Genomic DNA, 14892 nt, shown 5'->3' with positions numbered 1-14892 from the left:
ATTGAATGGTATTTAGTATAGATTAACCTTGAATACCAACAATGAGCCATGGTGCATTGTCAGTAGTTAGATCACGCTCTAAGTGCCAGATATCTGTGATATCTTCTTCAACACCATCCGCAGTATCACGGTAACGACCGCTAAACTGTAGGCTTAATTGAGCCTTGCTACCGTCATGGTCAGCACGAACGATTTCAGCATCAACGTACATTACGTCTGTATGTTGATCACCAGAAAGCTTATCACGCTCAGCTTTCAGGTCTTCGAATAGGCTTGGAGAAACGTATTCTTCAATTGTATTCAATTCGTTGTGGTTCCATGCACCTTGCAGTGTACGGTAGTGCTCACGCGAGCCATTGATGAAAGCTGCTTGATCAAAGCCCGGTGGGTAGTTGTGTGGAACATCGCTTTGCGCACCAAAACCAAAGCCGCCAGCAGCGCCTTGAGATTGAGGTTGTGCTTGCTCGAAGTTATGAACATTTGGCTTTTGCTGCGGTTGTTCAAACTTGTTCTGACCCATGCCGCCGAATGCCGGCTGTTGGCCACGTGCATTCTGCTGGTTCATGGAGCCTTGCTTCGCCCCCAACATTCCGCGTAGGAATTTGAACGCAAGGAAAGCAATCAGACCCATAATCAGGATATCCATAAACTGGATACCTTCAAATGCGCCACCGAAGAACGCAGCTAATAGACCACCAGCAAGTAAACCGCCTAGCAGACCACCCATAAGGCCTTTCTTGCTAGAGTTAGCTGCTGTGTTCTTACCAGTTTGATCTTGTCGGATCGAATTCGTATTTTGTTGTTTTGGTGCTGGAGCCGTTTTAAAGCTTTTGCCAAATGACTTACCACCACCAAACTTTTTCGCTTCCGCGATTGGCGTCACCGCGACTGTTACCAACAGGATCGCGACTAGTGAGAAAAATCGTTTCATTATTATCCTTTATAGGTTTCTTTATCTTTCGACACCTTAATCATACTCGTTAACAAAGAACAATGAAATATTCACTGCGTTTACACATGTATCATAATATTGCGGTTATTAATTGTTTACTAATGTAGCTAAAGGATTGACGGCACTCTGGGGCAGCATTAAAATATTGAACGATGTTCATTTACTAGATACTACTCATGGCACGAAGAAACGATCACACTCGAGAACAACTGGTTCAGCTCACCTTAAAGACGGTGACGGACTTCCTAGAAGAGCACTCTTATCACGAGTTAAGTTTACGCAAAATCGCCAATATGATTGGGTATGTACCAAGTACTCTAGTGAATGTGTTTGGTAACTATAACCTGTTGCTTTTGCACGTTGTTGCTCAAACACTAGACGAACTCGCCTCTGAATCTGCATCAGCCGTAGAGAAATCAAGCAACCCACAGCAAGCGTTATTCAACCTCGCTTATTGCTACCACGACTACGCACAGAAAAATCCTCATCGCTGGCAACTTATCTTCGAGCACAACATGAATGGTGAAAACCTTCCTGAGTGGCAATCCAATCGAATCGATAAAATGACGGGCATGCTAGAGCAATTATTAATGGCCATTGCGCCTGAACACACCGAAAGTGAAGTTGTGAAAGCAAGCCGCGTGTTATGGTCTGGTGTTCACGGAATAACCCTGCTGAGTGTTGATGATAAATTTTTCGCTTCTGAGCCTATTGATGGTAAAGAACTGATTAATAACCTAATCTCAAACTACCTCACCAACTGGTAATCATCGAAGGACAGATAATGAACAATGACAGCCAATCCTCGCTGTTAGCCCAAAAAAGGTTCCTACCCTATTTTATTACCCAATTTTTGGGAGCCTTTAATGACAACATCTTCAAAAATGTCCTGCTGCTCTTTGTTGCCTTTGCAAGCGTAGACACCTTGCCAATTTCCAGCAATTTGTTCATTAACTTGGCCGCTGGTCTTTTTATCCTGCCCTTCTTTCTCTTTTCTGCTTTAGCGGGTGTCTTGGCAGACAAGTACGAAAAATCTTGGTTCATTCGTAAGGTTAAGCTGCTTGAAGTCGTGATCATGTCACTGGGTGCCATTGGTTTTATCTACGAAAGCTACGCGATTCTGCTGCTATTACTGTTTTTAATGGGAACACAAAGTGCCTTCTTTGGCCCCGTAAAATACGCCCTACTTCCTCAGCAGTTAGAATCGAAAGAACTGGTTTCTGGTAACGCTTTGGTCGAGACTGGCACCTTCTTAGCTATTTTGATCGGTACCTTAGGCGCCGGAATCATTGCCTCAGAAGAGAATTCAAAGCTGATCGCCGCAGTCTGCATCGTAACGTTTGCGGTGCTCGGTTATTTAGCCAGTCACTTTATCCCTGAAGCACCAAGCAATGCACCTAACCTAAAAGTGAAGTGGCAACCTATTACACTGACACGCCAAACGCTCGCGATTGCTAAGAAAGATCGACCTACGTTCCAAGCACTGATGGCGATAAGTTGGTTTTGGTTCTTAGGGGCGACTTATCTCACTCAGTTTCCCAACTTCACCAAGGTTTACCTAAACGGCACGGAAAGCGCTGTCGCGTTTTTATTAGCACTGTTTTCAGTCGGTATTGCCATTGGTTCATTGGCTTGTGACAAGTTATCCAACCACAGAATTGAGATCGGCATTGTGCCCATGGGCAGCCTAGGCATCTCTATTTTCGGGTTTCTGATGGCCGTTTCGATACCAGATTCACTTCCTGAATTCGATTCGTTCAAAAGCTTCATCTCTTACTCAGAATTATGGCCTCTGTTTGCCTATCTACTGATGCTTGGCATGTCGGGTGGTATTTTCATCGTGCCTTTGTACTCTTTGATGCAGTTTAGAGCCAAACCCAATGAGCGAGCGCAAGTTATCGCAGGTTTGAACATCTACAACTCACTGTTCATGGTGGGAAGCGCTGTTCTTGGTATCGTGTTCCTGAGTATTCTACAGTTTTCAATTCCACAATTGTTCGCTCTACTCGCGGTGTTCAATACTTTAGTTATGTTTGCTCTGTTTTATCAGGTGCCGATCTATGCTTTCCGATTCTTCACTTGGGTAGTGACTCACACCATGTACCGTGTGAAGCATAAGAACCTGCATCACTTACCAGAAAAAGGCGGTGCGCTGATCGTCTGTAATCACGTGAGCTATATGGATGCATTACTGCTGAGCGCCGTTTGCCCTCGCTTAATCCGTTTTGTGATGGAAGAAGATTACGCCAAGCTCCCACCATTGCGACGTTTCTTGAAAAGAGCTGGGGTGATTCCAATCTCGGCAACGAACCGCAGTTCGATTCGTAATGCTTTCAAAGAAGTAGAACGCGCACTACATGAAGGGCACATCGTGTGTATTTTCCCAGAAGGAAAGCTGACCTCAGATGGCGAAGTTGCAGAGTTCATGCGTGGAATGGAGCTGATCATACGACGTTCACCGGTACCTGTTATCCCGATGGCACTCAAAGGTTTATGGGGAAGCTACTTTAGTCGTTTTAAAGGCAGTGCATGTAAAGGTTTACCCAATCGATTCTGGACAAAGATCGAGATCGAAGCAGGGAAACCGATTTTGCCGAAAGATACTTCTTGTGAAACATTACGCCAGTCGGTTGCAGAGCTTCGTGGATCATTGCGCTAAGCAGAGCCACCCCAGACAACTCTTTAGCTAAATATTAGAGTATAAGAACAAGCGTTCAGTTTTACTTAACGTTTGTTCAATTCATTTAGACTTACTTACCATTGTGTTACGCGTATAGTCTTCCACTACGCTGCCAATACTAGACGCGACGACCTAAATATAATGAATCTAAAAAAGTCTGTTCCATTTTATCTTGCTGCTCTATTTTGTTTGACCCCATGGGTGAGTTCACCGACGGCACTCGTGATCGGTTTCCTGCTTGCGAGTTTAGGTTTAGTCCCTGAGCACCTAGAAGTAGGCAAACTCACCAAGAAACTGTTGGCCTACTCAATTGTCGGCTTAGGTTTTGGCATTCAGTTTGAAAAAGCACTGGCAGTAACAGGCGACGGTATCGGTCTGATTGTTACGACCATCATTGGCACGCTGGTGATTGGTTGGTTCTTAGCGAAACGAATGGGGCTGGATCGCACCACGGGTTACCTTATCTCTTCTGGTACCGCAATTTGTGGTGGTAGCGCCATTGCCGCCGTAGCCCCAGCGATTAAAGCAGACGATGAACAGATTGGTTTAGCGTTAGCTACAGTGTTTGTGTTGAACTCAGTTGCCCTTTTCTTGTTCCCGATGATTGGCCATGCGCTAGAGCTAAGCCAACAAACTTTCGGTACATGGGCTGCAATCGCGATTCATGATACATCTTCGGTTGTTGGTGCAGCATCAGCGTACGGCGAAGAAGCACTAACCACAGCAACCACATTGAAGCTAGCACGCGCACTGTGGATTATCCCAATCGCGTTAGTCAGTGCAATGATCTTCAAGAACGATCAAAAGAAGATTACGATTCCTTACTTCATTTTCTTCTACTGTGCTGCTATTGCTATTAGTGACTTGCTGCCACAATTTGAAATGGTCTACCAAGGTATCTTTGATGTGTCTAAGCGTGCGCTAGTAGTTTGTTTGTTCTTGATTGGTTGCGGTATTTCAGTTGAAAAGCTTAAAGCTGCAGGGCCGAAGCCACTGATGTTTGGTATTACAATGTGGACGATGATTTCGACAGGCTCATTAGCGTGGTTAACTCTCGCATAATACACCTAATACACCTAATACACCTAATACGCCTAATACGCCTAATACGCGAAGCTGCCCTGTAGATTGGTTCATGTGTTAACCAGACAAACAGGTTAGCGAATAACAAAATAAAAAGGCAAAGCTCAAATGGGCTTTGCCTTTATCGTATATATTCATTGTTACAACAGTCACTAGTCAAACACAGGCTTATCACTCTTTTGACTCTCCCTTTTCATCAAAACAAGTACCACAACCAATACAAATGCAGTGAGTTCAGCCAACGATCGCGTCAGCCCAGACGAAGTAACTGCTTGGCCTATCTGCAGTAAAACCGCAATGATGAGGGCAATTTTCATAATAAGACCTTATTCTATAATCCGTTATTTATAGGGCTTATTATGATGGATGGTTATAAAGATAATAAATTCTGTTTTGAACTATCTAATTGCTAAATTAACTAACCGTCTTCCAATCTAGCAAACGACACACATCTTCCAGTGTTCTTCGGCTTTTAGTTTCTATGCTGAAACAACCAAGCTGCCAAACCTACTCTCGAGACTTTGATCCCCTGCTGTTCTTGCTCAGGCATCTGATAATACTCGATAGGAAATTTGAATCGCTCTAGGCTCCCTTGTAACTGTTCTGCAAACCACTCTTTGGTAGGTAGTTCATCGCAGTCGACAATCGCAATCGGTCTAAAGCCAAATTCACTGTCTTCAACAGGAACCACAAAGGCTTGTTTAACTTCAGGTAATTGATTGAGTGCTCGCTCAATTTCTTCACAGTGGATGTTTTCACCGCCGGAAATAAACTGGTTATCCGCTCGGCCAATAATCGACACTTGTTCGCCATCCCATTCACCGAGGTCTTTACTGTCGAACCAACCTTGCTCATCCACCAGAGGCGTTAAGTCTCCTTGATAGTAATAACCAGAAGCAAGTGTATTACCGCCAATATAGATGCGCTGATCTTCAATCTTCAATTGGCGCTGGTCGAGAACAAAGCCTGCCGTTTTGGTGCCATCGACGGGCTTCGCGGTCACCGTCGAAGCCGCTTCTGTCATGCCATATCCAAGCCAAGTTTCGATACCCATTTGTTGAGCTTCAAGCCCTAGCACTTCTGGAATATGACTACCACCTAAAAGCACATGAGTTAAAGTAAGTGCTTGCTTACTCTGTAATAACCTATGCAGTTGAGTAGCCACTAAAGAGGCATGACTGCAACCTTCGATATCGGTTTCGAGCTTACCTTGACCTATTTTGATACAGCCACCAGCAACTAACCAACGATGGACAATCGCTAATCCCGATACGTGGTACATCGGCAAGCTAAGTAGCCAAGTGTCAGCTTGTTCAAAGCAAAAAACATCGAGTAAACCCTGAGCTGAACATAAGTGTTGCTGCAACGTGTGCGCCACCGCTTTCGGGTTTCCGGTAGAACCAGACGTGAATACGATGCTCGCTAAAAATTGAGGATTAAAGTTAGGGTTTTCCGATGTTGCTACTGGCCTGTTATCACCATCGACCTTAACTTCGTTCAAGCAAGGTAACGTCACCAATATAGTCTTGAGGTCAACAGCATCATAAGGATCTAACCCACAGCTATCTAATAGCCAAAGGTAACGTCTGTCTGGCTGGCCATAAAGGGATTCAAGCTTCTGCGTTAAACGAGCTTTCGGCTGAGGCATGGTAAACGCACAAACCACACCTAAATTTAAGGCCGCAAGATACACTGGAATCACTTCAGCTTGGTTCTTACCGACAATCGTCAGTACATCACCTTCACATAAACCTTGATGGGATAACTGTTGTTGGTACTCACTCACTAACACTGAGACTTGCAGCCAAGTGTAAGCCCAGTCAGGAGTCACTAACGCTGTTTGATGTGGGTTCTTCTGCGCCCACTGTACCCAGAGCGGGTGATGAATAGATTGTGGGCGCATCATAAAATAACCAAGTTATAGATTGAGAACGGTCTAAGCCAAGCGAACAATCAGCCTAAGAAGACCAAATCAATTGCTGCTGTTCAAGAGTAGAAACAGGAAGCTTACAACCCGGCCAAGAGACTTCTAGCTGTTGCTGATACAAGCCAATTGTATCAAGTCCTGGGACTTCATTAGGCAAGTATTGTTGTGCCAATCGAGCAATCTGAGTTAAGCCAAGGCTCGACTCTATGCTTGAACTTAGTACTGGTTTGATACCAAGTTGCTGCGCGCGTTCAATGATAGCGACACAACGTTCTACCGAACCAATTAGAGTTGGTTTAATCACTACCGCTTTAACACCCGTAAGGTCGCTGAGATTAAACTCAGGGCTTCTTACCGCTTCTTGTAGTGTCTCATCCCATGCAATCGCAACGCCATGGTCAATGGCAAATGCCAAGCTGTCTTCTGGCTTCTGACAAGGTTCTTCAATAAAGCTAATACGTTGACGCAGTGAAGGCGCAATGTACTTGATGAACTGCTTAGCCTTTTCTGGCTTCCATGCACGGTTAGCATCAAGCCTTAAGGTTAAATCAGGAATCGATTCAAGGAATAAGCTCACCAGCATGCCATCACGGATCGCTTCATAAAGGCCAACTTTTACCTTAGCAACCTTCTCGCCTTTCATCTCATTGAGCACAGGGATCAACTCATCAGGGTCGCCTGTACACAAAGGCGCAGCTTGGTAGTTACCTTCTGCGTTAAGATCGCCGCGTAGTTCCATCATCGCCATCGAAAAACCGAAGGCAACAGAAGGATATAACTCATCAAAAGGCGTTTGAGGGTTATTGTGGCTCCAAAGCTCTAGTTCGTGTTGCAGTTGAATACCGGCTTGCTCGGCATCTTCTAGGCTAAAACCAGGTAGAGGCGCAACGTCACCAAAACCAGTTTTACCATCACACTCAAGTTGGATAATGTAACCAATTCGTTCGCTCAACTTATTATCACGAAGTACTACACCACTATCCATAGGTAATTGATAACGGTAGAGTTTCGCGTGACGCTGAGAATTCACTGAGTTCATAAGGTGTCCTAAAAATGGGAACATCAAAACAAAACGAGCCGCTATTTAGCGACTCATTCTGGAGAGGAAAAGGCTATGGATTACGCGGGAATTTATCGAAATCAGGTCGACGTTTCTCGTTAAACGCATTGCGACCTTCTTGGCCTTCCTCTGTCATGTAGAACATCATAGTGGCGTTACCCGCCAACTCTTGAAGACCGGCTTGGCCATCACAGTCAGCATTGAGTGCCGCTTTCAAGCAACGCAGCGCCATTGGGCTGTGTTGAAGCACTTCACGACACCAACGAACAGTTTCTTTTTCTAGATCAGCAACAGGTACCACTGTGTTTACTAAGCCCATGTCCAATGCTTCTTGAGCATCGTAGAAACGACACAAGAACCAGATTTCACGCGCTTTCTTTTGGCCAACGATACGAGCCATGTAAGAAGCACCCCAACCGCCGTCGAATGAGCCTACTTTAGGACCCGTCTGACCAAACTGTGCGTTTTCAGCTGCGATTGTAAGGTCTGCCATCATGTGAAGAACATGACCACCACCGACTGCCCAACCCGATACCGCTGCGATAACTGGTTTTGGACAAGTACGAATTTGACGTTGGAAATCAAGTACGTTCAGGTGGTGTGTACCTGAATCATCTTGATAGCCGCCGTAGTCACCACGAATACTTTGGTCACCACCAGAACAGAACGCCTTCTCACCAAGACCCGTCAAAATGATTACGCCAACCTTCTCGTCATAACGAGCATCAGCCAGTGCATTGATCATCTCTTTTACGGTTTGTGGACGGAACGCATTGTGGACTTGAGGACGAGCAATCGTGATTTTCGCAATACCGTCGTCAGACTTGTGGTACTGAATATCCTCAAATTGACTGCTTTCATCGCGCCAGTTAACTGCTGCGTAAAGTTCTTCTTCTGTGATGCCTACTGTTTTAGCCATGGTGATTCCCATTGTTCTATTAGAGACCACGACTAACGAATAGTCGTGACGGTGTTGCTCTGCTTTTGATAGTGCTTGATACGAGAGAACCGCTCAGTCAGTTTAGCGACGACTGGCGATACATTGGATGATCAGGTTTGAAAACAGCTCTGGTTGTTCGAAATGAACATTATGACCAGCGTAATCAACCTGACTATATTCAAAGCCACTATTCTCAGCTAGCTCCATGAATTTACGATCTTTTTCACCACACACATAATGCAATTGATGCTCATGAGATTTCAATGTGGCACGTAAATCCGGTTGCTTAGCTAACGAAGTAGATAACAACATATTTGCTACGGATACTCCAAGGTTACCACTACGCTTTATGACCAAAGTTTGTCTTTGCTCATGATTTAGTGAAGAAAAGACGCTTTGTTGATACCAATCGTCTAAAACATCTTCAATCGACTGCTGTGCAAAGCGGACAGCCCACTGCGTATCATGTACTAACCTTTGTGCTCGTTCTTCATCACGCTCAAGACCAAAGTTGCCACCTTCAATAATGACTTTCTCAAGATTGAGTGTTTCGAAGCAAGGGCTTGTCACCCCATACATGGCGAGCCTGCCTCCCATAGAGTAGCCAATCACCACGATAGGATAATCTGCAGGGAGATCATTAAGAGCAAGTTGAGAAGTGATGCACTGAACGATTTTCTTGCAGCAATGATCAAAGCCTACCGGATCGATAAAGCGACTTTGTCCGTGTCCAGGCAAATCTATGCAAAGACGAGGAAAATCCTCTAGATATGGATGACATGCGCTCCAATCATCCCCGCTTCCGAGTAAACCATGTAGAAAAACAAGCAAAGGTTTGTCAGAAGATTCTTGTACAGCTGGGTAATAATTGGAGTAAAGCATGTAAAGTCCTTAGGCTAATGCCTCGGTGAGCATTGAACTGAATTGTTTCAGCAAAGTAGACGCTTGTTCGGGAGGCGTCTTAACTTCAACGAGCAAGGTACCCTGACCCTGTTCGAAATGTTGTTCGATAATCGTTTGATAGCAATTCAAAGTTTCTGGCGCCGCATAACCAAGCTGGAATTGCGCAGCGGCATGTTCAAAACCGAAACCATGGGGCATTTGATATAGAGATTGTTTTTGTTGCTCAGGAACGGGCAACAAGTCAAAAATTGCACCGCCATCATTGTTAGTCACAACAATAACCATCGGCGTTACATTGTGGGTAAGCAGAGCCAGAGAGTTGAGGTCATACAACAAAGAGGTATCGCCAATCAACATAATCAAGGGGTTCTGGTTGGCTTTTACCACGCCCGCAGCCGTCGCCACCAAGCCATCAATGCCTGATGCGCCACGATTACTGTAAACTTGATTCGCAGATATTGATGACAGCATATCCACCAGCCTTACCATCAAACTATTTCCCACAAATAGCTCTCTGTCTTTAAGTCTAGTCGACAAGTCAACTGCAACGCTCAACTCGGTTAGCTGGTCATTATTGGATATTTGCGCCAACGCTAATTGTTGAACCGTATTCGCGATTTCGACCAAAGGTGCCGCCCAACCTGCATGCTGACCTAACAAGGTAGGTAAATGCTGCTCTGACACCCATAGCTCGATATCAGCAACGATATGGGTTTGAGGCAGATGATCTTGGTTGATTCGGTGCGAATCCGGTGACACAACAATGTATTGTGATGAGCAGAATGATGATGCTTGTGACTTTATCCAATGATTAAGGCGCTTAGAAACAATGCGCTCACCGAACTGAAGGATGAAATCACATTGGTTAAGTTGCTCTTTCGCTACGTCACTCTGCATCCACAGATCATAATGTTTACAATCACTGGTGACACCTGATTGAGGATCGCAAAAAACTGGCCAACCTAATGCTGCGGCAAACTGCTGAGCTTTTGTCGCTTGTTCAATATCTAGCGAACCGAGAATAACCACCCCCTTACGTCCAAGATACTCACCTGGAGCAATAGGTTGTGTATTCACTTGATTAGGTAAAAACGTTTGGCTGTAACAACCTATTCCCGATTTCCACCCAGCGACACTGGAGGTGTATTCCGCATACATTTCCGTGCTATTCGCAGAATATAGAGGTTCTGGGAACGGACAGTTGATATGAATCGCACCACCAACATTACGTTGTTTCGCCAGCACGTTATCAACTGACGTCAAAAGCCAGTTCAAAGAAACTTGTGTACTCGGGCTTGGTAGGTTTAAAGCACTTTCAACATGGGAAGAAAAGATACCATGCTGCTGAATCGCTTGATTGGCACCACAGTCGACCAAGTCGATAGGTCTATCAGAGGTCAGCAAGATCAGTTTTTCTCGTGTCAACCCAGATTCGGCCGTCGCAGGAAGCAGGTTTGCGACAGCAGTACCAGAGGTCACAATCACGGCAACTGGCTTATCGCTGGCTTTTGCCAAGCCTAACGCAAGAAAGCCAAGCCCACGCTCATCAAAGTGCGTATGCAGTGTCAGTTTTGGATTGGCTTCGGCTTCAAGTGTTAATGGTGTTGAGCGCGAGCCCGGTGCAACACAAACATGTTCAACGCCACTGCGTGCTAACTCTTCAAGTAATGTGTGACACCAAACTCTGTTTAATACGGCTTGGTCGTGGTTCATGACGCCACACCCAAAGGTGGGTGATCTGAAATTAGGCTGAGCAGAGTCGACATCTTCTTGTTCAACTCTTGCCACTCATGTTCAGCAACGGATCCCGGCACGATCCCGGCACCCGCAAACAGTTGTACTTGATCGTTTACAACCAAGGCACTACGAATCGCGACACAGAATTCAGCGCGTTGATGGCTAATATAACCAACAGAGCCTGCATACCAACCTCTTGCAAACGGTTCATGTTCAAGAATGAAATCCATCGCTTCTTTACGCGGTAATCCCGCAACGGCAGCTGTTGGTTGTAATGACGCAAGCAACTGGACACCGTTAACGCCTGTATTGAGTTGAGCGTGAATATTACGCTTGAGGTGCTGCACCTTACGCAAACGCACAAGCCGCGCCTCTTTTTCAACGTGTACCGTTTGAGAATGAGGAGTGAGGCGCTCAATGATGTCGTCAACCACATATTGGTTTTCATTGAGGTTTTTACTGTCTTGAGAAAGCCAGTTGGCTAACTCCATATCTTCTGTCGCGTTTTCTCCGCGACCAATGGTTCCCGCTAGCGCTTCAGTATCAAGCTCAGTGCCATATCGACTGTACAAACGTTCTGGCGTTGAGCCAATAAAGCTGTGTTTGGAATCCAATACCAACAAAAAGTGAAAGCTGTGATGATTTTGCAGGTAGCTGGCCTTAAGCAACTGAGCCGCACAGATTGGCGCATCCAATTGCAATGTGGTTCTACGAGCTAATACGACTTTCTTATATTCTTCGTCGCTGATGCCCTGAAGTACTTTATCGACCAAGTTGCCCCACTGTTCTCGTTCTGGAACATGGTTAATCTGCTCAATGTGCGCCGACAAAGGAGCCAATATCGCCGCTTCTACAGAAAGCTTATTCAAAGCATTAATGGAAGCAACGCGATCAGGAGACAAATTAACCGCCAGCGACCAAGTGTCGTCAAAGCGAATTAATTCAACCTGAGGAAGAAAGAAAAACGATTCCATGCAACGGCGGTTCTTTGCGGTATGTCCGTCAAATGAACGTCCACCCCAAATTCGTTGGTCTTCACCAAGAATGGCATACGCGGGAGCAGGATCGGAGAAAGTATGCAGTTGACCGAGCGCGACCACTTCTTCACGAGTGTCGCGTGACTGCCAGTAGAACTTTGGAAAGAGCGGTTGAGCATGAAGCCATTCTATAAATGCAAACGATGGTTTTTGCGTTAGAACTTCAACACAACGAACTTCACTTGCTTGGGCATTTTGTACTCGCTCAATCAAAGCGGAGATAGTTTGCTGGAAATGTGACAAATCGACCTCGTTCACATCTAAATTATTATTATATTAGTTTGATACTTTATGGGCAGCACCCACTTAGATCAAGAATGTACTATATCTTTTGAACATTCGTGTGATTTTAAGCGATCCAGCCTCTTTATTCATCTTAGCTAATAACAAAGAAAGCGATTAATTAAAATTTAGAAAAGAGTGACAACAAAAAGACCAAACGTGACACTGAAATGCGACATTCATCAGATTTTTATTCTATCAAACGCCGTTTTGCGGTACTTTAATAAAGTATTTAAATTAATTTCAGGAAATCGGCAATGCAAAATATCGGGATGTCGTCAAAACTCAACAGCGTATGCTACGAAATCAGGGGACCTGTACTCAAACATGCTAAGCGCATGGAAGAAGAAGGGCATAAAATACTGAAGCTTAATATCGGTAACCCCGCCCCATTTGGTTTTGACGCCCCTGATGAAATCCTTGTTGACGTAATCCGTAACCTACCGACATCTCAAGGTTACTGTGACTCAAAAGGCATCTATTCAGCCCGTAAAGCGGTTGTTCAGCACTACCAGAAAAAAGGTCTGCGTAACCTTGATGTAGAAGACGTTTACATTGGTAACGGCGCATCAGAGCTTATCGTTATGTCTATGCAAGCGCTACTGGATAACGGTGATGAAATCTTAGTTCCCGCTCCAGACTACCCATTGTGGACTGCGTCTGTTGCGCTTTCTGGTGGCACACCGGTTCACTACATGTGTGATGAAGATGCTGATTGGTATCCAGATCTTGACGACATGCGCGCAAAGATTTCACCAAAGACGCGCGGCATTGTACTGATCAACCCAAACAACCCAACGGGCGCTGTTTATAGTCGCGACTTCCTACTTAAAGTGGTTGAGATCGCTCGTGAGAATGACCTGATCATTTTTGCCGATGAGATCTACGACAAGGTGCTTTACGACGGTGCGGTACACACTTCAGTTGCAACGCTTGCTGAAGATGTACTCATGGTGACATTCAACGGTCTGTCTAAAGCTTACCGTGTATGTGGCTTCCGCGGTGGTTGGATGTTCTTAACCGGTCCAAAACATATTGCTAAAGGCTATGTCGAAGGACTAGAGATGCTCGCCTCGATGCGTTTGTGTGCCAATGTACCTATGCAGCATGCAATCCAAACTGCACTGGGTGGCTATCAAAGTATCAACGAACTGTTGCTGCCCGGCGGTCGCTTACTTGAGCAACGTGACCGAGCATGGGAACTGATCAACAAGATTCCAGGTGTCTCTTGCGTGAAACCTAAGGGCGCTATGTATCTGTTCCCTAAGATTGACACCAACATGTACAACATCAAAGACGATCAGAAGTTTGTGCTCGACTTCCTTAAGCAAGAAAAGGTGCTATTGGTTCAAGGTACTGGCTTCAACTGGCCGAAACCGGATCACTTCCGTATTGTGACTTTGCCACATATTGAAGACCTTGAAGTTGCCATTGGCCGTCTTGAACGCTTCTTGCAGACTTACAGCCAAGACGACCTCACCGATGCTTAATTAACACCAAGAGTTATGACTACAATTTGCTGTTTTAAAAGACTTTAACTTGTAATCAATCACTTCTATGCTTAAAAGGCTCCTGTTTGGGAGCCTTTTTTGTATCCGCTGTCTCGCGCAGTTTGTGGCAAACACAAGGTACGAGTGGAGCACAGTTTAGAAAGGACGATTATGAAACAGAGCCATTTCTTTGCCCATCTAGCACGTATGAAGCTTATCCAACGTTGGCCGCTGATGCGTTCAATCTCAAGCGAAAACATTTCAGAACACAGCCTACAAGTGGCTTTCGTCGCGCACGCCTTGGCGCTTATCAAAAACAAGAAGTTTGATGGCAAACTCAACCCTGAGCACATTGCCCTGCTTGGCATGTACCACGATACTAGCGAGGTACTGACTGGTGATTTGCCAACTCCGGTTAAATACTACAACCCAGACATTGCTCTGGAATATAAAAAAATCGAGGCCGCAGCAGAACAAAGATTACTCTCTATGTTGCCGGAAGAGTTCCAAGACGATTTCGCGCCCTTCTTAATATCCGGAACAGCAAACAAAGAAGAACAAAGCATCGTCAAACAAGCCGATACGATCTGTGCTTACCTCAAATGCTTGGAAGAACTCAGCGCTGGAAACCACGAATACGAACAGGCCAAACGTAGGCTTGAAGAGACGCTATCACAACGCAAAAGTCCGGAAATGGATTACTTTCTGACGACATTTGCACCCAGTTTCGAATTATCACTAGACGAAATCAGCTAGCTAGGTATAAGTTGAGTGTAATTATCTAAATAAAATCAATTTGAT

13 protein-coding genes are annotated in these 14892 nt (G+C 45.1%); 5 read left to right on the top strand and 8 right to left on the bottom strand.

Annotation, left to right across the window (positions count from 1 at the left end; translation table 11 throughout):
• Nucleotides 1-22 precede the first annotated feature (22 nt).
• Nucleotides 23-931 (bottom strand): Tim44 domain-containing protein, encoded by a 909-nt coding sequence (locus QUF19_RS04690; RefSeq protein ID WP_286296740.1) that lies wholly within the window; start codon nucleotides 929-931, stop codon nucleotides 23-25.
• A 197-nt stretch (nucleotides 932-1128) separates the two neighbouring features.
• Between QUF19_RS04690 and QUF19_RS04685 the strand changes: the two genes are divergently transcribed.
• From QUF19_RS04685 to QUF19_RS04675, 3 genes are all read left to right on the top strand, one after another.
• Complete coding sequence (locus QUF19_RS04685; protein ID WP_017110059.1) at nucleotides 1129-1719, top strand: TetR/AcrR family transcriptional regulator; 591 nt, start codon at nucleotides 1129-1131, stop codon at nucleotides 1717-1719.
• Nucleotides 1720-1736: 17 nt separating this feature from the next.
• The gene (locus tag QUF19_RS04680) at nucleotides 1737-3611 is read left to right on the top strand and encodes an MFS transporter (RefSeq protein ID WP_286296733.1); all 1875 of its coding nucleotides are present in this window, start codon (nucleotides 1737-1739) and stop codon (nucleotides 3609-3611) included.
• Between the two features lie 162 nt (nucleotides 3612-3773).
• Nucleotides 3774-4694, top strand: a complete 921-nt coding sequence (locus QUF19_RS04675) for a YeiH family protein (protein ID WP_102513107.1) — start codon at nucleotides 3774-3776, stop codon at nucleotides 4692-4694.
• A 173-nt stretch (nucleotides 4695-4867) separates the two neighbouring features.
• On the opposite strand, the gene QUF19_RS04670 is transcribed toward QUF19_RS04675, so the two are convergent.
• The 7 genes from QUF19_RS04670 to QUF19_RS04640 form a co-directional block, all read right to left on the bottom strand.
• Nucleotides 4868-5032 carry a hypothetical protein gene (locus QUF19_RS04670; protein ID WP_198592572.1) on the bottom strand — a complete coding sequence of 55 codons (165 nt, stop codon included), beginning with the start codon at nucleotides 5030-5032 and terminating at the stop codon, nucleotides 4868-4870.
• A gap of 155 nt (nucleotides 5033-5187) precedes the next feature.
• The gene (gene menE / locus QUF19_RS04665) at nucleotides 5188-6621 is read right to left on the bottom strand and encodes an o-succinylbenzoate--CoA ligase (RefSeq protein WP_286296718.1); all 1434 of its coding nucleotides are present in this window, start codon (nucleotides 6619-6621) and stop codon (nucleotides 5188-5190) included.
• Nucleotides 6622-6673: 52 nt separating this feature from the next.
• Nucleotides 6674-7681, bottom strand: coding sequence for an o-succinylbenzoate synthase (menC, locus tag QUF19_RS04660; protein WP_286296717.1), 1008 nt, complete (start codon nucleotides 7679-7681; stop codon nucleotides 6674-6676).
• A gap of 73 nt (nucleotides 7682-7754) precedes the next feature.
• Nucleotides 7755-8621 carry a 1,4-dihydroxy-2-naphthoyl-CoA synthase gene (gene menB / locus QUF19_RS04655; protein WP_010439547.1) on the bottom strand — a complete coding sequence of 289 codons (867 nt, stop codon included), beginning with the start codon at nucleotides 8619-8621 and terminating at the stop codon, nucleotides 7755-7757.
• 102 nt (nucleotides 8622-8723) lie between these two features.
• Nucleotides 8724-9524 carry a 2-succinyl-6-hydroxy-2,4-cyclohexadiene-1-carboxylate synthase gene (gene menH / locus QUF19_RS04650; protein WP_017110064.1) on the bottom strand — a complete coding sequence of 267 codons (801 nt, stop codon included), beginning with the start codon at nucleotides 9522-9524 and terminating at the stop codon, nucleotides 8724-8726.
• Nucleotides 9525-9533: 9 nt separating this feature from the next.
• Nucleotides 9534-11258: a 2-succinyl-5-enolpyruvyl-6-hydroxy-3-cyclohexene-1-carboxylic-acid synthase gene (menD, locus tag QUF19_RS04645; protein ID WP_286296706.1), complete on the bottom strand. Its 1725-nt coding sequence runs from the start codon at nucleotides 11256-11258 to the stop codon at nucleotides 9534-9536.
• Nucleotides 11255-12562 (bottom strand): isochorismate synthase, encoded by a 1308-nt coding sequence (locus QUF19_RS04640; RefSeq protein WP_286296704.1) that lies wholly within the window; start codon nucleotides 12560-12562, stop codon nucleotides 11255-11257. The genes menD and QUF19_RS04640 overlap by 4 nt, the downstream gene beginning before the upstream one ends.
• Before the next feature lie 296 nt (nucleotides 12563-12858).
• On the opposite strand from QUF19_RS04640, the gene QUF19_RS04635 reads away from it, so the two are divergent.
• Together QUF19_RS04635 and yfbR are read left to right on the top strand one after the other, a co-directional pair.
• Complete coding sequence (locus QUF19_RS04635; RefSeq protein ID WP_286296702.1) at nucleotides 12859-14091, top strand: pyridoxal phosphate-dependent aminotransferase; 1233 nt, start codon at nucleotides 12859-12861, stop codon at nucleotides 14089-14091.
• A gap of 171 nt (nucleotides 14092-14262) precedes the next feature.
• Nucleotides 14263-14847, top strand: coding sequence for a 5'-deoxynucleotidase (gene yfbR, locus QUF19_RS04630; protein ID WP_286296700.1), 585 nt, complete (start codon nucleotides 14263-14265; stop codon nucleotides 14845-14847).
• Nucleotides 14848-14892: the final 45 nt, after the last annotated feature.

It is taken from the genome of Vibrio sp. FE10 (assembly GCF_030297155.1).
GTDB classification, from domain to species: domain Bacteria; phylum Pseudomonadota; class Gammaproteobacteria; order Enterobacterales; family Vibrionaceae; genus Vibrio; species Vibrio apostichopi.
The sequence above is the reverse complement of the archived record's forward strand: the minus strand, read 5'-3'. Positions and strand labels throughout refer to the sequence as shown.